Source organism: Pseudomonas putida (assembly GCF_025905425.1).
Taxonomy (GTDB): domain Bacteria; phylum Pseudomonadota; class Gammaproteobacteria; order Pseudomonadales; family Pseudomonadaceae; genus Aquipseudomonas; species Aquipseudomonas putida_AF.
Genome location: NZ_CP109603.1, coordinates 1079672 through 1097987, shown reverse-complemented (window position 1 = coordinate 1097987; position 18316 = coordinate 1079672). Strand labels below are relative to the sequence as shown.

Here is an 18316-nt window from a genome sequence, read left to right as displayed (position 1 = left end):
GATGTCTAGGCGTTTGGGCGCGTAGAGTACGGCAGCCTTTCGCTGTTGTCTCTACTGGCGCCATACCAGCCCGCATCGTCAGATCAAAATGGCCTCCCCCGCCCCGATCTGTTAGGGTGCCCGCCGATGCACGCCACACCACACGAGGATCCCGAGTGAGCGCCGAAGAACCCCTGATCGCCGACCTGTTCGAGGTCGACAAACGCCTGTCCCTCAAGCCCGTCGTGGACTTCAACAGCTACCTGCGCAACGCGTTCGCCGAAGGCCCGTGCCAGTGCCACCGCTGCCGTGACGGCGGCGACCAGAGCAGCTACAGCCACGCGCACAACTTCACCCTCGAAGGCCGCCAGCTCAACCGCCGCTTCGCCAACACAGCAGGCAGCGACGTGCTGCTGGTGCTGAAAAAAGCCTGGCTGTCGTACCACAAGGAAGAGCTTAACCTGGTCGGCGCGTTGGACATGACCAAGCTCAAGACCTTCACCGACAGCGCCCTGCACGAGCGCTTGCTGGCCCTGCTGCCCGCCAGCGGCCTGGCCCGTGAAGTGGACGGCCAATGGACGCTGCAGGCCCAGGCCGACTGACGGCCCGGCGGTAAAGCAGGATTCTTCCGGTCTGCTAACGTGGGGGAATCCGCCCATCCGCAGGTAGTCCGCCATGGCCCGTACAACGCCCATCGAGCTGTATCGCAATATCGGCATCGTCGCCCACGTGGATGCCGGCAAGACCACCACCACCGAGCGCATCCTGTTCTACACCGGTGTCAATCACAAGATGGGCGAGGTGCACGATGGCGCCGCGACCATGGACTGGATGGCCCAGGAACAGGAGCGCGGCATCACCATCACCTCGGCAGCCACCACGGCCTTCTGGCAAGGCTCGACCAAGCAGTTTGCCGACAAGTACCGCTTCAACATTATCGATACCCCTGGCCACGTCGATTTCACCATCGAGGTAGAACGTTCGCTGCGTGTGCTCGACGGCGCAGTGGTGGTGTTCAGCGGCGCCGACGGGGTCGAGCCGCAGTCCGAGACGGTGTGGCGCCAGGCCAACAAGTACCATGTGCCGCGCCTGGCCTATATCAACAAGATGGACCGCCAGGGCGCCGACTTTTTGCGCGTGGTCAAGCAGATCGACAAGCGCCTCGGGCATCACCCGGTGCCGATCCAGCTGGCCATCGGCAGCGAAGAGCATTTCATCGGCCAGATCGACCTGGTGAAAATGAAGGCCATCTACTGGAACGATGCCGACAACGGCACCACCTACCGCGAAGAAGAGATACCCGCCGAGCTCAAGGCGCTCGCCGACGAATGGCGCGCGCACATGATCGAAGCTGCGGCAGAGGCCAACGATGAACTGACCATGAAGTTTCTCGATGGCGAAGAGCTGAGCATCGACGAGATCAAGGCCGCCCTGCGCCAGCGCACCATTGCCAACGAAATCGTGCCGACCATCCTCGGCTCGTCGTTCAAGAACAAGGGCGTGCCGCTGATGCTCGATGCTGTCATCGACTACCTGCCCGCCCCCTCTGAAATCCCGGCGATCAGAGGCACCGATCCAGACGACGAAGAAAAACACCTGGAGCGCCACGCCGACGACAAAGAACCCTTCTCGGCCCTGGCCTTCAAGATCGCCACCGACCCCTTCGTCGGCACCCTCACGTTTGCCCGGGTGTATTCCGGCGTGCTCAGCTCCGGCAATGCCGTGCTCAATTCGGTCAAGGGCAAGAAAGAACGCATCGGCCGCATGGTGCAGATGCACGCCAACCAGCGCGCCGAAATCAAGGACGTGTGCGCCGGCGATATCGCTGCGCTGATCGGCATGAAGGACGTGACCACTGGCGATACCCTGTGCGACCTCAACCACCCCATCATTCTCGAACGCATGGACTTCCCCGACCCGGTGATCTCCGTGGCCGTGGAACCCAAGACCAAGGCCGACCAGGAAAAAATGGGCATCGCCCTGGGCAAGCTGGCCCAGGAAGACCCGTCGTTCCGCGTGCGCACCGACGAGGAAACGGGCCAGACGATCATCTCCGGCATGGGTGAGTTGCACCTGGACATCATCGTCGACCGCATGCGCCGCGAGTTCAACGTCGAGGCCAACATCGGCAAGCCGCAGGTGGCCTATCGCGAGAAAATCCGCAACACCTGCGAGATCGAAGGCCGCTTCGTTCGCCAATCCGGCGGGCGCGGCCAGTATGGCCACTGCTGGATTCGCTTCGCCCCGGGCGACGAAGGCAAGGAAGGCCTGGAGTTCATCAATGAGATTGTTGGTGGCGTGGTGCCCCGCGAGTACATCCCAGCCATCCAGAAGGGTATCGAAGAGCAGATGAAGAATGGCGTGCTCGCCGGCTACCCACTGATCAACCTGAAGGCAGCGGTGTTCGACGGCTCCTACCACGACGTTGATTCCAACGAAATGGCCTACAAGATTGCCGCGTCCATGGCCACCAAGCAGCTCTCGCAAAAAGGCGGGGCGGTGCTGCTGGAGCCGGTGATGAAGGTTGAGGTGGTGACCCCCGAGGAATATCAGGGCGATATCATGGGCGACCTGAGCCGACGCCGCGGGATGATCCAGGATGGCGACGAGACACCCGCTGGCAAGGTGATTCGTGCCGAAGTGCCGCTGGGCGAGATGTTCGGTTATGCCACCTCAATGCGCTCGATGACCCAGGGGCGCGCCAGCTATACGATGGAATTCATCCGCTATGCCGAGGCACCGGCCAGCATCGCTGACGGGATCGTGAAGAAGAACCGCGGCGAGTGATTTGTGTGACCTGGACTGCCCCCAAGAAGTTGGACATCAATCCAACCCTTGGGGGATCTATGGGCAAGCCCGCTCACACAGTGGATCGCGTCGCAAAACCTTAGTGCAGTTCACCGGCCCGCTTCAGCAGCTTCTTACAGCGCTCGGAAAGATGCACCACCCGCAGTTGCTTGCCCGCCTTCGCATAGCGATCGCGCAAGGTCTTGAGCGCCGCAATCGCCGAGTAATCGACAACGCTCAGGTGCTGGCAATCCAGGGTAACTTTGGCGGGGTCGCCCGCTGCATCGAACTGGTTAAGGAACGGCGTGACCGAGGCAAAGAACAACGTGCCATGGACCTGATAACGCTTGCCGCCGCCCGCCTCCTCGTGGCTGTCGGCATACAGCTCCCGGGCATGCTGCCAGGCGAAGTTCACCGCCGCGATGACGATACCGAACAACACCGCCACGGCCAGGTCGGTGAACACGGTGACGATGGTCACCGCAATGATCGCCAGCACATCGTTCACCGGCACCTTGTGCAACACGCGCAACGAGGCCCAGGCGAAGGTCTGCTGGGCCACCACGAACATTACCCCCACCAGGGCTGCCAGCGGAATGCGCTCGATCAGCGGCGACAAGAACAACACGAACAACAGGATCATCACCCCGGCAACCACGCCCGATAGCCGGCCACGGCCGTTGGAGCTGAGGTTGATCACCGTCTGCCCGATCATCGCGCAACCACCCATGCCCCCGCACAGGCCCGAGACCATGTTGGCGGCACCCAGGGCTACGCACTCACGGTCCGGGAAGCCACGGCTTTCGGTGACCTCGTCGGTGAGGTTGAGCGTCAGCAGGGTTTCCAGCAGGCCGACCATGGCCATCAGTACCGCGTACGGGGCAACGATCTTGAGCGTCTCAAGGTTCCAAGGCACATCTGGCAGCGCCAGTTGCGGCAGGCCACCGGCGATATTCGCCATGTCGCCGAGGGTGCGTGTCGGCAGGCCCAGCAGGTACACCAGCAGGCCCACCCCCAGAATAGCCACCAGCGCGGGCGGCACGGCGCGGGTCAGCTTGGGCAGCACGTACACCACCAGCATGGTCAGCGCCACCAGGCCGATCATCAGGTACAGCGGCGAACCGCTGAGCCACTGACCGCCCTGCTTGAAGTGCTCCAACTGGGCCAGGGCGATGACGATCGCCAGGCCGTTGACGAAGCCCAGCATCACCGGGTAAGGCACCAGGCGCACCAGCTTGCCCAGGCGCAGTGCGCCAAACAGGATCATTACCACCCCGCCCAGCAGCACCGTGGCCAGCAAGTACTGCACACCGTGCTGCACCACCAGCGCGACGATCACCACCGCCATCGATCCGGCAGCGCCAGAGATCATGCCCGGCCGGCCGCCGAACAGTGCGGTCAGGGTACAGATGATGAAGGCGCCATACAGGCCCATCAGCGGGTTGAGGTGTGCCACCAGGGCAAAGGCGATGCACTCGGGCACCAGGGCGAACGAAGTGGTCAGGCCGGCGAGCAGGTCGGCGCGCAGTCGTACGGGTTTCATGAAGTTCCTGTGAGGCGGTCCAGGCGGACGGGCTGGCAATCGAGGGGCGCGATGTTACGGAATTTGTCTGCCAGCGGCCACCGCTCAAAAGTGAAGGTTCAGCCGTTGCCTTCGTCGCCCCGTTCACGTGTTAACCATTCGGCCATCGACACGTCTTCCAGTGCGTATTCGCCTCGGTTGGCCTTCCACACCAGTTCCTTGTCGCGCAGGGCGTCCAAGGCTTTCTGCACGTTCGCAGTCGTGGCATTGGCATCAGCCTGAGCCTGAGCCTGAGCCTGAGCCTGAGCCTGCTCAAGCTTGCGATTCACCTCCACGAGGGTCTGGCCGGTGAAGGGTGAAAAAGGCTGATTGGCGAGCGTACGTTCGGCCATCACCGCCAGCACCCCCTGCTGCAAGGGCGAAAGCTCGTTCCAGGCGCTTTCGTAGTCACTCCAGACCCCGGCCTGGTGGTTCAGCGCGCCGGTGCGCAGCAACTCACCCAGGTTGCCCGCCTCGCCCAGCCCCACACTCACCTCGGTGAGCAGTTTGCCCAGCATTTCTGGCCGCCGCCCGACCCGCTCAAAGGCGTACTCCAAGTCGTGCGCCTTGAACTGGTTGTCAGCGGCCAGCCGCTGATTCCAAAGGCCGGTAACGAATTCGACAAAGTCCTTCCCCAGCAAGGGAAACGGGGTAATGCTGGCGCCATAGAACGGCTGCTTGCTCTTGAGCACCAGGTTGGCCAGCTTGTCGCGGCTGGACCCAGTGAACACTAGCCGCAGCCCGTCCGGGCGATCGCCGCGGTTCAGGTGGTCGCGCGCTGCCTTGAGGGCGAACATGGCGCTGAGCCCACCTGAGCTATTGAGGGCATGCTGGGCTTCATCGACGATCAGCACCACCATTTGCCCGGACACCTGATGCAGCACCGCAAGCGCCTGGGCCAAGGTGGTGCCGGCAGGCAACTGTGGGCGAGTGAAATCCCAGCTCAGCGTACGCAACAGGTTGATCTTGTCGATACCAGCCTTCTTCGCGGTCTTGGCCAAGGTGCTTTCAAAACCGGCCAGGGCGGTACCGATGGCACCACTGATCAACTCAGCCGGGTCGGCGTCCCGATCGGACCATAGGTCGACATAGACCGGTAGCCAGCCACGCTGCACGCATTCGGGGATCAAGTCATTGTTGAGGAATGTGCTTTTACCGGTGCGCCGGGGCGCGGCGAGAAACATGCCAGAGCTGTAATCGATGAACGACTCGCCAGCAAGGTCCCGCGCCAGCGCATTTGCCAGCTGCTCACGGCGGAAGATGGGGCGGGTTGGGCTCATGGCATTATCCTCAATTATCTTCGCTACTATAATTTATAGCCTATCAGATAAATCCAGGATAAATGCCGGCCGTTGATGCGTAACCTGCACAACAGGGGCAAATTTGCCATGATGTTGATTCCACCTGCGGAGATCATGGACATGCCGCCACGCCCCCTCATCGCCTCGCTGCTGCTGGCTGCCGCCCTGAGCGCTCACGCCGCCACCGAAGTCGTGCCCTTGCAGTACCGCAGCAGCGCCGAACTGCTGCCTGCCGCGCAATCGTTCATCGGCAAGGACGGCACCGTCAGCGCCTTCGAAAACAAGCTGATCGTCAACGCCAGCCCCGAACGCATCGACGACCTGCGCAGCCTGCTGCAACAGTTGGACACCGCGCCCAAGCGCCTGCTGATCAGCGTCGACAACAACGACAGCAACTTCCAGGACAACCGTGGCAACGCCCGCGTCATCCGTTACGGCACCAGCAACCGTGAAGGCGGCATGCAGCAGATCCAGGCCAGCGAAGGCAAGGCTGCGTTGATCCAGGTTGGCCAGAGCATACCGATTACCAGTACCAGCACCGACGGTTATGGGCGCATCCAAAGCAACACCGAATACCGCAATGTGACCCAAGGCTTTTACGTTACCCCAAGCCTGAGCGGCGACACGGTTCGTCTGCAAATAAGCACTAATAATGACCGTATCAGCCAGGAACGTGCCGATGTAGTGAAAGTGCAAAGCACCGACACGACCGTCACCGGCAAGCTCGGCGAGTGGATCACCTTGGCAGGGTTCAATCAGCAGAGTCAGGCCGAGCGCAGCGCGTCAAGCCACACGTACAGCACCCAGCGCGGTGAAAACATGACTTTGCGTGTCAAAGTCGACCTTCTGGACTGATCCCAAGCAATTCAAGGCTTCGACCAATGGCCTAGAAACTGACCGCCGAGTCTCATTAGACCAAAGATGTAGTAAGTGAAAAAAGTCACTACAAAACATTTGACAGGCACTTTTTCCCAAGGGCATGATGGCCTCGCTCCCGCTAATCAGGGGCCCTGGCAAGGGCCTTCGAGGCGTGCTCCTCCCACCCCTGGAGGCGCCTCGTGTCTATACGGCCCACAAGGCGGTTCGACGGGATTGCGACTGCAACGAAGAAGTTGTCCCGAGGGACGGAAGCGCATCACCGCAGTTCTGGCAATCGCGTCGCACCGCAGCAAGGCAACCACGAGCCGACCTGCAGGGCACACCTTCGCCTAGCCTGCACCTCCTTCCCCCTTCGAGCCTTCGCGTTCGCCGCCGCACTCCCCCGGACAGGACAGCCGTCAGGCCTCTGATCTGCACCTGAGCATCAGCACAATTACCCCAAGATCGATGCGACGAGGTTTATTTCCATGGCACTGACACGCGAACAGCAAATTGCAGCCCTCGAGAAAGACTGGGCCGAAAACCCGCGCTGGAAAGGCGTGACCCGTACCTATACCGCCGCTGATGTCGTTCGCCTGCGTGGCTCCCTGCAGCCGGAGCACACCCTGGCTCGCCAGGGCGCAGAAAAACTGTGGAAGCTGGTCACCCAAGGTGCCCACCCGTCCTTCCGCCCAGAAAAAGATTTCGTCAACTGCATGGGCGCCCTGACCGGCGGCCAGGCAGTGCAGCAGGTCAAGGCCGGCATCCAGGCCATCTACCTGTCCGGCTGGCAGGTTGCCGCCGACAACAACTCGGCCGAGTCCATGTACCCCGACCAATCGCTGTACCCGGTCGACTCGGTACCGACCGTGGTCAAGCGCATCAACAACTCGTTCCGCCGCGCCGACCAGATCCAGTGGAAAGCCGGCAAGAACCCAGGCGACGAAGGCTACATCGACTACTTCGCGCCCATCGTGGCTGACGCCGAAGCCGGTTTTGGCGGCGTACTGAACGCCTACGAGCTGATGAAGAACATGATCGAAGCGGGCGCCGCCGGCGTGCACTTCGAAGACCAGTTGGCCTCGGTGAAAAAATGCGGCCACATGGGCGGCAAGGTACTGGTACCGACCCAGGAAGCTGTACAGAAGCTGGTTGCCGCACGTCTGGCAGCTGACGTCTCGGGCGTGCCGACCATCATCCTGGCCCGTACCGACGCCAACGCCGCCGACCTGCTGACCAGTGACTGCGACCCGTACGACCAACCGTTCGTGATCGGCGAGCGCACCCGTGAAGGCTTCTACAAAGTGCGCGCCGGCCTCGACCAGGCGATCTCCCGCGGCCTGGCCTACGCCCCATATGCCGACCTGATCTGGTGCGAAACCGCCAAGCCGGACCTGGACGAAGCCCGTCGCTTCGCCGAAGCGATCAAGAAGGAATACCCAGACCAGATTCTGTCGTACAACTGCTCGCCTTCCTTCAACTGGAAGAAAAACCTGGACGACGCGACCATCGCCAAGTTCCAACGCGAGCTGTCGGCGATGGGCTACAAGCACCAGTTCATCACCCTGGCCGGCATCCACAACATGTGGCACGGCATGTTCAACCTGGCGCACGACTACGCCCGCAACGACATGACCGCCTACGTGAAGCTGCAGGAGCAGGAATTCGCTGATGCCAGCAAAGGCTACACCTTCGTTGCGCACCAGCAGGAAGTGGGCACTGGCTACTTCGATGACATGACCACCGTGATTCAAGGTGGGGCTTCGTCGGTGACTGCACTGACCGGTTCGACCGAGGAGGAGCAGTTCCACTGATAGCAGTGAGCTGTTGAAGGAAGGCCCGGGACTCGCAAGCGTCTCGGGCCTTCTTTTGTCTGCACTGGCCTCTTCGCGGGGCAAGCCCGCTCCCACAGGCTGGACTGCCCCCGAGAAGTTGGACATCATTCCAACCCCTGGGGGGCAGTCCAGGTACTGCACTAGCCTCCAAAGCTGTGGAGATCCTGTGGGAGCGGGCTTGTCCCGCGAAGAGGCCGGGACAGACAAAAGCAAAACCCAGAATTCGGTCTATGCTTGAGGCAGCACAGTAGCAAGGACCGCCCATGCCTCGTCCAAGCCATCTGATCACGATCGCCATCGCAGCCGCTGCTTTCTATCTCTATTCACTGGCCAGCAACAATGCCCTGCTCGGACTGCTGGTCAAACCCGTTCCGGTATTAGCACTGATCGCCTGGCTATACCAGGGGCCCGCCACCGTATACCGCCGCTGGATCGTCATCGGCCTGGGCTTCTCTTTACTGGGTGACGTACTCCTGGCCGTGCCCGCCGACCTGTTCGTGTTCGGCCTGGCGGCCTTTCTTTGCGCTCATCTGGCCTACCTGCGCGCCTATTGCAGCAAGACCTTAAACCCTGTCCTGCCAGCCCTGCTGCTGAGCGCGGCGACAGGCTCGACCCTACTGGCCGTGCTGGCCAGCCACGGCCTTGGCCCCCTGTTGATCCCGGTGGCGCTGTATGCCCTGGCAATCAGCGCCATGCTCTGGCGCGCACTGGCCTGCGGCGGCATTGCCGCTTTCGGCGCTGGTTTGTTCGTGTTCTCCGACAGCCTGATCGGCATCGACCGTTTCGTCAGCCCGTTTGCTGCCGCGCCTTACCTGATCATCGTCGCGTACTGGCTGGGGCAGTGGGCAATCGCTTCATCGGCCCGCCACGGCTTAACCGATAAAGTATTGACCCAGAGCGGTGCGCGAGGTGTTGGAAGCTGTTAGAACGAGCCTTTTTCGCATTTGCAAGTAGCCAGGTTGCCCAGGCAACTTTGCAAGGCTCACAAGAGGAGAATTTCAACGCATCAAGTTCAATGCGATTAATTATCATTACGGAATTAGGGATTCGTTACATCGCGCAAGAAACATAATTAACAAAAACGCGCGCAATGCCCGAAACTCAAGGCTTTCAGCCAGTTACAAAAGATTTTTGTTCTTAATCCTACGAATAAATTGCCACAGAAATTTTACTTGCACCGGGTTTACCCATAAAATCAGCGCGATTGATTCAGCTGCGACATTTGGTCACTGCATGTGCGACACCAAGTCGCCGCTCTACTTATTTCAGACTGCAGAGCTGGGTCTCTGTATAAGGATCTCTAGCATGTCCGATTCGGCAGGACTCATCGCCCACAACTGGGGCTTTGCCATCTTCCTTTTGGGTGTCGTCGGCCTGTGTGCCTTCATGCTCGGTCTGTCCAGCCTGCTCGGTAGCAAGGCCTGGGGCCGCGCCAAGAACGAACCCTTCGAATCCGGCATGCTGCCCGTCGGCAGCGCCCGCCTGCGCCTGTCCGCCAAATTCTATCTGGTCGCGATGCTGTTCGTGATCTTCGATATCGAAGCCCTCTTTCTCTTTGCATGGTCTGTGTCCGTCCGCGAAAGCGGCTGGACCGGGTTCGTCGAAGCGCTCGTTTTCATAGCAATTCTGTTGGCAGGTCTTGTCTACCTATGGCGCGTCGGTGCTCTTGATTGGGCTCCCGAAGGTCGCCGCAAGCGGCAAGCGAAGCTGAAACAATGAGGCTTTGGCAATGCAATACAATCTCACCAGAATCGATCCGGATGCGCCCAACGAGCAGTACCCGGTAGGTGAACGGGAAACCGTCACCGACCAACTGCTAGAGGACCAGGTCCACAAGAACATCTACATGGGGAAACTCGAAGATGTGCTGCGTGGCGCGGTCAACTGGGGTCGCAAGAACTCCCTCTGGCCGTACAACTTCGGCCTGTCCTGCTGCTACGTGGAAATGACCACGGCCTTCACGGCGCCCCACGACATCGCCCGCTTCGGCGCCGAAGTCATCCGGGCCTCGCCGCGTCAGGCCGACTTCATGGTCATCGCCGGTACCTGCTTCATCAAGATGGCGCCGATCATTCAGCGCCTCTACGAGCAGATGCTCGAGCCTAAGTGGGTTATCTCCATGGGTTCGTGCGCCAACTCCGGTGGCATGTACGACATTTACTCGGTCGTTCAGGGGGTCGACAAGTTCCTCCCTGTGGACGTCTATGTGCCTGGCTGCCCGCCACGCCCTGAGGCTTTCCTGCAAGGCTTGATGCTGCTGCAGGAGTCGATTGGCCAAGAACGACGCCCGCTTTCCTGGGTTGTTGGTGATCAAGGTATTTACCGTGCCGAGATGCCAGCCCAGAAAGATTTGCGTCGTGAGCAGCGCATTGCCGTAACCAACCTGCGCAGCCCCGACGAAGTCTGATCCAGCGACCTGCCGCCCGCTCCCATAGGAGCCGGCGGCCTGGCTTCATTCTTAACGTTGACCCAAAGCGACCGAGACCATGACAGCGGACAACGCTATTTATATTCCGCCTTACAAGGCTGACGACCAGGATGTGGTCGTCGAATTGCACAACCGTTTTGGTGCCGACGCATTCGTCGCCCAAGAAACCCGCACCGGCATGCCGGTTCTGTGGGTGAAACGTGCACAGCTCAAAGAAGTACTCAGCTTCCTGCGCAACGTCGCCAAGCCGTACAGCATGCTGTACGACCTGCATGGCGTCGACGAACGCCTGCGCACCCAGCGCCGTGGCCTGCCAGCTGCCGATTTCAGCGTGTTCTACCACCTGCTGTCGGTCGAGCGTAACAGCGACGTGATGATCAAGGTGTCGCTCAGCGAAGGCGACCTGAACCTGCCGACCGTGACCGGCATCTGGCCAAACGCCAACTGGTACGAGCGCGAAGTCTGGGACATGTTCGGCATCGACTTTGCCGGCCACCCACACCTGAGCCGCATCATGATGCCGCCCACCTGGGAAGGTCACCCGCTGCGCAAGGACTACCCTGCCCGTGCCACCGAGTTCGATCCCTACAGCCTGACCCTGGCCAAGCAGCAGCTTGAAGAGGAATCGGCACGCTTCAACCCGGAAGCCTGGGGCATGAAACGTCAGGGCGCCAACGAGGACTACATGTTCCTCAACCTCGGCCCCAACCACCCATCCGCCCACGGTGCGTTCCGTATCGTCCTGCAGCTGGACGGTGAAGAGATCGTCGACTGCGTGCCGGATATCGGCTACCACCACCGTGGCGCCGAGAAGATGGCCGAGCGCCAGTCCTGGCACAGCTTCATCCCCTACACCGACCGTATCGACTACCTCGGCGGGGTGATGAACAACCTGCCGTACGTACTGGCGGTGGAAAAGCTGGCGGGCATCAAGGTGCCGCAGAAGGTCGACGTGATTCGCATCATGCTCGCCGAATTCTTCCGCATCACCAGCCACCTGCTGTTCCTGGGTACCTACATCCAGGACGTCGGCGCCATGACCCCGGTGTTCTTCACCTTCACCGACCGTCAGCGCGCCTACACCGTGATCGAAGCGATCACCGGTTTCCGCCTGCACCCGGCCTGGTACCGCATCGGTGGCGTCGCTCACGACCTGCCGCGCGGCTGGGAAAAGCTGGTCAAGGACTTCGTCGACTGGCTGCCCAAGCGCCTGGACGAATACACCAAGGCCGCCCTGCAGAACAGCATCCTCAAGGGCCGTACCGTTGGCGTTGCCGCGTACAACACCAAGGAAGCGCTGGAATGGGGCACCACCGGTGCCGGCCTGCGTTCCACCGGTTGCGACTTCGACCTGCGTAAAGCGCGCCCCTACTCCGGCTACGAGAACTTCGAGTTCGAAGTACCGCTGGCCCACAACGGCGATGCCTACGATCGCTGCATGGTCCGTGTCGAGGAGATGCGCCAGAGTATCCGCATCATCGACCAGTGCCTGCGCAACATGCCGGAAGGCCCGTACAAGGCGGATCACCCGCTGACCACGCCGCCACCGAAAGAGCGCACCCTGCAGCACATCGAAACCTTGATCACGCACTTCCTGCAAGTCTCGTGGGGCCCGGTCATGCCGGCCAACGAGTCGTTCCAGATGATCGAAGCGACCAAGGGCATCAACAGTTACTACCTGACGAGCGATGGCGGCACCATGAGCTACCGCACCCGGATCCGTACCCCGAGCTACCCGCACCTGCAGCAGATCCCTTCGGTGATCAAAGGCAGCATGGTCGCCGACCTCATTGCGTACCTGGGCAGTATCGACTTCGTTATGGCTGACGTGGACCGCTAAGCATGAACAGCACGCTTATCCAGACAGACCGTTTCGCCCTGAGCGAAACCGAGCGCTCGGCCATCGAGCACGAGATGCATCACTACGAGGACCCGCGCGCGGCGTCCATCGAAGCCTTGAAGATCGTCCAGAAGGAACGTGGCTGGGTGCCGGACGGCGCCATCCATGCCATCGGCGAAGTGCTGGGCATCCCTGCCAGCGACGTCGAGGGCGTGGCCACCTTCTACAGCCAGATCTTCCGCCAGCCGGTTGGCCGCCACATCATCCGTGTGTGCGACAGCATGGTCTGCTACATCGGCGGCCACGAGTCGGTGGTCAGCCAGATCCAGAGCGAACTGGGCATCGGCCTCGGCCAGACCACCGCTGACGGGCGCTTCACCCTGCTGCCGGTGTGCTGCCTGGGCAACTGCGACAAGGCCCCGGCGCTGATGATCGACGACGACACCTTTGGCGACGTGCAGCCTGCTGGCGTTACCAAACTGCTGGAGGGTTACGTATGACCATTACTTCCTTCGGCCCGGCCAACCGCATCGCGCGCTCGGCCGAAACCCACCCGCTGACCTGGCGTCTGCGTGACGACGGCGAGCCGGTCTGGCTGGCCGAGTACCAGGCCAAGAACGGCTACGCCGCTGCCCGCAAGGCACTGAGCGAGATGTCGCAAGACGACATCGTGCAGAACGTCAAGGACTCCGGCCTCAAGGGCCGTGGCGGCGCGGGCTTCCCCACTGGCGTGAAGTGGGGCCTGATGCCCAAAGACGAATCCATGAACATCCGCTACCTGCTGTGCAATGCGGATGAAATGGAGCCGAACACCTGGAAGGACCGCATGCTGATGGAGCAACAGCCCCATCTGCTGGTCGAGGGCATGCTGATCAGCGCCCGCGCCCTCAAGGCCTACCGTGGCTACATCTTCCTGCGTGGCGAATACACCACCGCGGCGAAAAACCTCAACCGCGCCATCGACGAAGCCAAGGCCGCCGGCCTCTTGGGCAAGAACATCCTGGGCTCGGGTTTTGACTTCGAGCTGTTCGTGCACACCGGTGCCGGCCGCTACATCTGCGGTGAAGAAACCGCACTGATCAACTCGCTGGAAGGCCGCCGCGCCAACCCGCGCTCCAAGCCGCCCTTCCCTGCCGCCGTTGGCGTGTGGGGCAAGCCGACCTGCGTGAACAACGTCGAGACCCTGTGCAACGTCCCGGCCATCGTCGCCAACGGCAACGACTGGTACAAATCGCTGGCCCGCGAAGGCAGCGAGGACCACGGCACCAAGCTGATGGGCTTCTCCGGCAAGGTGAAGAACCCGGGCCTGTGGGAACTGCCGTTCGGCGTCACCGCCCGTGAGTTGTTCGAAGACTACGCCGGTGGCATGCGCGACGGCTTCAAGCTCAAGTGCTGGCAGCCAGGCGGCGCCGGTACCGGCTTCCTGCTGCCCGAGCACCTCGATGCGCAGATGTACGCCGGTGGCATCGCCAAGGTCGGCACCCGGATGGGTACTGGCCTGGCCATGGCGGTAGACGACAGCATCAACATGGTCTCGCTGCTGCGCAACATGGAAGAGTTCTTCGCCCGCGAATCGTGCGGCTGGTGCACCCCATGCCGTGACGGCCTGCCGTGGAGCGTGAAGATGCTGCGCGCACTGGAAAAAGGCCAGGGCCGCGCCGAAGACATCGAGACCCTGCTGGGTCTGGTCAACTTCCTCGGCCCAGGCCGCACCTTCTGTGCTCACGCACCGGGTGCCGTCGAGCCATTGGGCAGTGCCATCAAATACTTCCGCTCCGAATTCGAGGCCGGTGTCGCCCCAGCCAGTGCTGCCGACACCCTGCGCCCGAACCTGGCCAAGCCAGTGCCGAGCGGGCCGATCGTGGTCGGCGCATAACAAGATGAGCTGCGGGTGGTCCGTGCCACCCGCCAGCCTGCAGGCCGGCCCGAATGATTCGAGGCGGGCCGCGGGCATACAGATTTCCATTAGCCACGCCCGCTCACGCGGGCCAACGAAGAACTTTGAACAATGGCCACTATCCACGTAGACGGCAAAGCGCTCGAAGTCAACGGTGCAGACAACCTGTTACAGGCCTGTCTGTCGCTCGGCCTCGACATCCCTTATTTCTGCTGGCACCCGGCGCTTGGTAGCGTTGGCGCCTGCCGGCAGTGCGCGGTCAAGCAGTACACCGACGAGAACGACACCCGTGGTCGTATCGTCATGTCCTGCATGACCCCTGCCTCCGACGGCACCTGGATCTCCATCGAAGATGACGAGTCCAAGGCGTTTCGCGCCAGCGTCGTCGAATGGCTGATGACCAACCACCCGCACGACTGCCCGGTGTGCGAGGAAGGCGGTCACTGCCACCTGCAAGACATGACGGTAATGACCGGCCACAACGAGCGCCGCTACCGTTTCACCAAGCGTACCCACCAGAACCAGGACCTCGGCCCGTTCATCGCCCACGAGATGAACCGCTGCATCGCCTGCTACCGCTGCGTGCGCTACTACAAGGACTACGCAGGCGGCACCGACCTGGGTGTCTACGGCGCCCACGACAACGTGTACTTCGGCCGCGTTGAAGACGGCGTGCTGGAAAGCGAGTTCTCCGGCAACCTGACCGAGGTCTGCCCGACCGGCGTATTCACCGACAAGACCCACTCCGAGCGCTACAACCGCAAGTGGGACATGCAGTTCGCCCCGAGCATCTGCCACGGCTGCTCCAGTGGCTGCAACATCAGCCCGGGCGAGCGCTACGGTGAACTGCGCCGCATCGAAAACCGCTTCAACGGCTCGGTCAACCAGTACTTCCTGTGCGACCGCGGCCGCTTCGGTTACGGCTACGTCAACCGCACCGACCGCCCACGTCAGCCACGCCTGGCCGACGGCACCAAGCTGAGCCTGGACGCCGCCCTGGACAAGGCCGCCGACCTGCTGCGCGGCCGCACCATCGTCGGTATCGGCTCGCCACGCGCCAGCCTCGAAAGCAACTACGGCCTGCGTGAGCTGGTCGGCGTCGACTACTTCTATTCGGGTATGGAAGCGGGCGAGCTGGCCCGTGTGCGCCTGGCCCTGAACGTGCTGAACAACAGCCCGCTGCCGGTGCCGACCCTGCGCGACATCGAAGACCACGACGCTGTGTTCGTGCTCGGTGAAGACCTGACCCAGACCGCCGCCCGCGTTGCCCTGTCCGTACGCCAAGCCACCAAAGGCAAGGCCGAGGCCATGGCCGAAGCGATGAAAGTGCAGCCTTGGCTGGACGCCGCCGTGAAGAACATCGGCCAGCATGCGCTGTACCCGCTGTTCATCGCCAGCCTGGCTGAAACCAAGCTGGATGACGTCGCTGAAGAATGCGTACACGCAGCCCCGGCAGACCTTGCCCGTATCGGTTTCGCCGTGGCCCACGCCATCGACCCGAGCGCGCCAGCAGTAGCCGGCCTGGACGATGAAGCCCTGGCCCTGGCCAAGCGCATCGCCGACGCCCTGGTCGCGGCCAAGCGCCCACTGGTCATCGCCGGTACGTCGCTGGCTGACCCTGCGCTGATCGAAGCCGCGGCCAACATCGCCAAGGCACTGAAGCTGCGCGAGAAGAACGGTTCGCTGAGCCTGGTTGTGCCTGAAGCCAACAGCCTCGGCATGGCGATGCTGGGCGGTGAGTCCGTCGATGCTGCGCTGGACGCGGTCATCAGCGGCAAGGCCGATGCCATCGTCGTGCTGGAAAACGACCTGTACACCCGCGTACCGGCCGCCAAGGTCGATGCCGCCCTGGCTGCAGCCAAGGTCGTGATCGTCGCCGATCACTCCCACACCGCGACCCTCGAACGCGCCCACCTGGTGCTGCCGGCTGCTTCGTTCGCCGAAGGCGACGGCACCCTGGTCAGCCAGGAAGGCCGTGCCCAGCGCTTCTTCCAGGTATTCGACCCGCAGTACCTGGACAGCAGCATCCTGGTCCACGAAGGCTGGCGCTGGATGCATGCCCTGCGTGCCACCCTGCTGAACAAGCCGGTCGACTGGACCCAGCTGGACCACGTCACCAGCGCCTGCGCCGAAGCCGCCCCGCAACTGGCCGGCATCGTCAACGCCGCACCAAGCGCCGCGTTCCGCATCAAGGGCATGAAGCTGGCCCGTGAGCCGCTGCGCTACTCCGGCCGCACCGCCATGCGCGCCAATATCAGCGTGCACGAGCCACGGACCCCGCAAGACAAGGACACCGCGTTCGCCTTCTCGATGGAAGGCTACTCGGGCTCCGTCGAACCGCGCCAGCAGGTGCCGTTCGCCTGGTCGCCGGGCTGGAACTCGCCGCAAGCCTGGAACAAGTTCCAGGACGAAGTCGGTGGCCACCTGCGTGCCGGCGACCCAGGCGTGCGCCTGATCGAATCGCAAGGCGACCGCCTGAACTGGTTCAACGCCATTCCGGGCGCTTTCAACCCGGCCCGTGGAACCTGGACCGCAGTACCGTTCTTCCACCTGTTCGGCAGCGAAGAAAGCTCCTCGCGCGCCGCCCCGGTGCAAGAGCGCATTCAGCCTGCCTACGTGGCCCTGGCCAAGTCCGAAGCCGACCGCCTGGGCGTCAACGAAGGCGCACTGCTGAGCCTGAACGTCGCCGGTGTGGCCCTGCGCCTGCCGCTGCGCATCAATGAAGAGCTGGGCGCTGGCCTGGTCGCGCTGCCGAAAGGCCTGGCCGGCATTCCGCCTGCCATCTTCGGTGCATCCGTCGAAGGCCTGCAGGAGGCAGCACAATGAGCTGGTTCACCCCCGAAGTGATCGATGTGATCATCCAGGTCGTAAAGGCTATCGTGGTGCTGCTGGCCGTCGTCGTCTGCGGTGCGCTGCTCAGCTTTGTCGAGCGCCGCCTGCTGGGCTGGTGGCAGGACCGCTACGGTCCTAACCGTGTCGGCCCGTTCGGCATGTTCCAGATCGCCGCCGACATGCTGAAGATGTTCTTCAAGGAAGACTGGAACCCACCCTTCGTCGACCGCATGATCTTCACCCTGGCGCCGGTCGTGGCCATGAGCGCCCTGCTGATCGGCTTTTCGATCATCCCGATCACACCGGGCTGGGGCGTCGCCGACCTGAACATCGGCCTGCTGTTCTTCTTCGCCATGGCCGGCCTGTCGGTGTACGCCGTGCTGTTCGCCGGCTGGTCGTCGAACAACAAGTACGCCCTGCTGGGCAGCCTGCGGGCTTCGGCACAGACCGTGTCGTACGAAGTGTTCCTGGGCTTGGCGCTGATGGGTGTGGTGGTACAGGTGGGCTCGTTCAACATGCGCGACATCGTTGAATACCAGGCCCAGAACCTGTGGTTCATCATTCCGCAGTTCTTCGGCTTCTGCACCTTCTTCATTGCTGGCGTCGCCGTGACTCACCGTCACCCGTTCGACCAGCCGGAAGCGGAACAGGAACTGGCCGACGGCTACCACATCGAGTATGCCGGCATGAAATGGGGCATGTTCTTCGTCGGTGAGTACATCGGCATCATCCTCATCTCGGCGCTGCTGGTGACCCTGTTCTTCGGCGGCTGGCACGGTCCGTTCGGCATCCTGCCGCAAGTACCGTTCCTGTGGTTCGCGCTGAAGACCGCGTTCTTCATCATGCTGTTCATCCTGCTGCGCGCCTCGATCCCGCGCCCGCGCTATGACCAGGTGATGGACTTCAGCTGGAAGTTCTGCCTGCCGCTGACCCTGATCAATTTGCTGGTGACCGCTGCGATCGTGCTTTACAACACGCCAGCCGTCGCGGCCCAGTGA

The 18316-nt window shown here is 62.2% G+C and carries 14 protein-coding genes; 12 read left to right on the top strand and 2 right to left on the bottom strand.

Translation table 11 applies throughout. The annotated features are described in order from the left end of the window. Nucleotides 1-155 precede the first annotated feature (155 nt). Both OGV19_RS04965 and fusA read left to right on the top strand, forming a co-directional pair. Entirely contained in the window at nt 156-581 is a 426-nt protein-coding gene (locus OGV19_RS04965) for a hypothetical protein (RefSeq protein WP_264312390.1), read from the top strand. 73 nt (nt 582-654) lie between these two features. Continuing rightward, nucleotides 655-2766: an elongation factor G gene (gene fusA, locus OGV19_RS04960; protein WP_264312389.1), complete on the top strand. Its 2112-nt coding sequence runs from the start codon at nt 655-657 to the stop codon at nt 2764-2766. A gap of 100 nt (nt 2767-2866) precedes the next feature. Here the strand turns inward: fusA and OGV19_RS04955 are convergent, their stop codons facing one another. Both OGV19_RS04955 and OGV19_RS04950 read right to left on the bottom strand, forming a co-directional pair. Further along, complete coding sequence (locus tag OGV19_RS04955) at nt 2867-4309, bottom strand: SulP family inorganic anion transporter (RefSeq protein ID WP_264312388.1); 1443 nt, start codon at nt 4307-4309, stop codon at nt 2867-2869. Nucleotides 4310-4407: 98 nt separating this feature from the next. Further along, a complete protein-coding gene (locus OGV19_RS04950) occupies nt 4408-5607 on the bottom strand; it encodes an ATP-binding protein (RefSeq protein ID WP_264312387.1) in 1200 nt (399 codons plus the stop codon). 111 nt (nt 5608-5718) lie between these two features. Between OGV19_RS04950 and OGV19_RS04945 the strand changes: the two genes are divergently transcribed. From OGV19_RS04945 to nuoH, 10 genes are all read left to right on the top strand, one after another. Continuing rightward, nucleotides 5719-6483 (top strand): secretin N-terminal domain-containing protein, encoded by a 765-nt coding sequence (locus OGV19_RS04945; protein WP_264313888.1) that lies wholly within the window; start codon nt 5719-5721, stop codon nt 6481-6483. Nucleotides 6484-6974: 491 nt separating this feature from the next. Further along, a complete protein-coding gene (aceA, locus tag OGV19_RS04940; RefSeq protein ID WP_012273289.1) occupies nt 6975-8300 on the top strand; it encodes an isocitrate lyase in 1326 nt (441 codons plus the stop codon). 284 nt (nt 8301-8584) lie between these two features. Continuing rightward, a complete protein-coding gene (locus OGV19_RS04935; protein WP_264312386.1) occupies nt 8585-9247 on the top strand; it encodes a lysoplasmalogenase in 663 nt (220 codons plus the stop codon). A gap of 379 nt (nt 9248-9626) precedes the next feature. Continuing rightward, nucleotides 9627-10040, top strand: a complete 414-nt coding sequence (locus OGV19_RS04930) for an NADH-quinone oxidoreductase subunit A (RefSeq protein ID WP_003251427.1) — start codon at nt 9627-9629, stop codon at nt 10038-10040. A gap of 10 nt (nt 10041-10050) precedes the next feature. Beyond that, nucleotides 10051-10728, top strand: a complete 678-nt coding sequence (locus tag OGV19_RS04925) for a NuoB/complex I 20 kDa subunit family protein (RefSeq protein ID WP_012313769.1) — start codon at nt 10051-10053, stop codon at nt 10726-10728. Nucleotides 10729-10807: 79 nt separating this feature from the next. Next, nucleotides 10808-12589: an NADH-quinone oxidoreductase subunit C/D gene (gene nuoC / locus OGV19_RS04920; RefSeq protein WP_264312385.1), complete on the top strand. Its 1782-nt coding sequence runs from the start codon at nt 10808-10810 to the stop codon at nt 12587-12589. A gap of 2 nt (nt 12590-12591) precedes the next feature. After that, a complete protein-coding gene (nuoE, locus tag OGV19_RS04915; protein ID WP_012273294.1) occupies nt 12592-13089 on the top strand; it encodes an NADH-quinone oxidoreductase subunit NuoE in 498 nt (165 codons plus the stop codon). Next, a complete protein-coding gene (nuoF, locus tag OGV19_RS04910; RefSeq protein WP_264312384.1) occupies nt 13086-14465 on the top strand; it encodes an NADH-quinone oxidoreductase subunit NuoF in 1380 nt (459 codons plus the stop codon). Before nuoE ends, nuoF begins: the two co-directional genes overlap by 4 nt. A 132-nt stretch (nt 14466-14597) precedes the next feature. Then, the gene (nuoG, locus tag OGV19_RS04905) at nt 14598-17312 is read left to right on the top strand and encodes an NADH-quinone oxidoreductase subunit NuoG (RefSeq protein ID WP_264312383.1); all 2715 of its coding nucleotides are present in this window, start codon (nt 14598-14600) and stop codon (nt 17310-17312) included. Then, entirely contained in the window at nt 17309-18316 is a 1008-nt protein-coding gene (gene nuoH / locus OGV19_RS04900; protein WP_264312382.1) for an NADH-quinone oxidoreductase subunit NuoH, read from the top strand. The genes nuoG and nuoH overlap by 4 nt, the downstream gene beginning before the upstream one ends.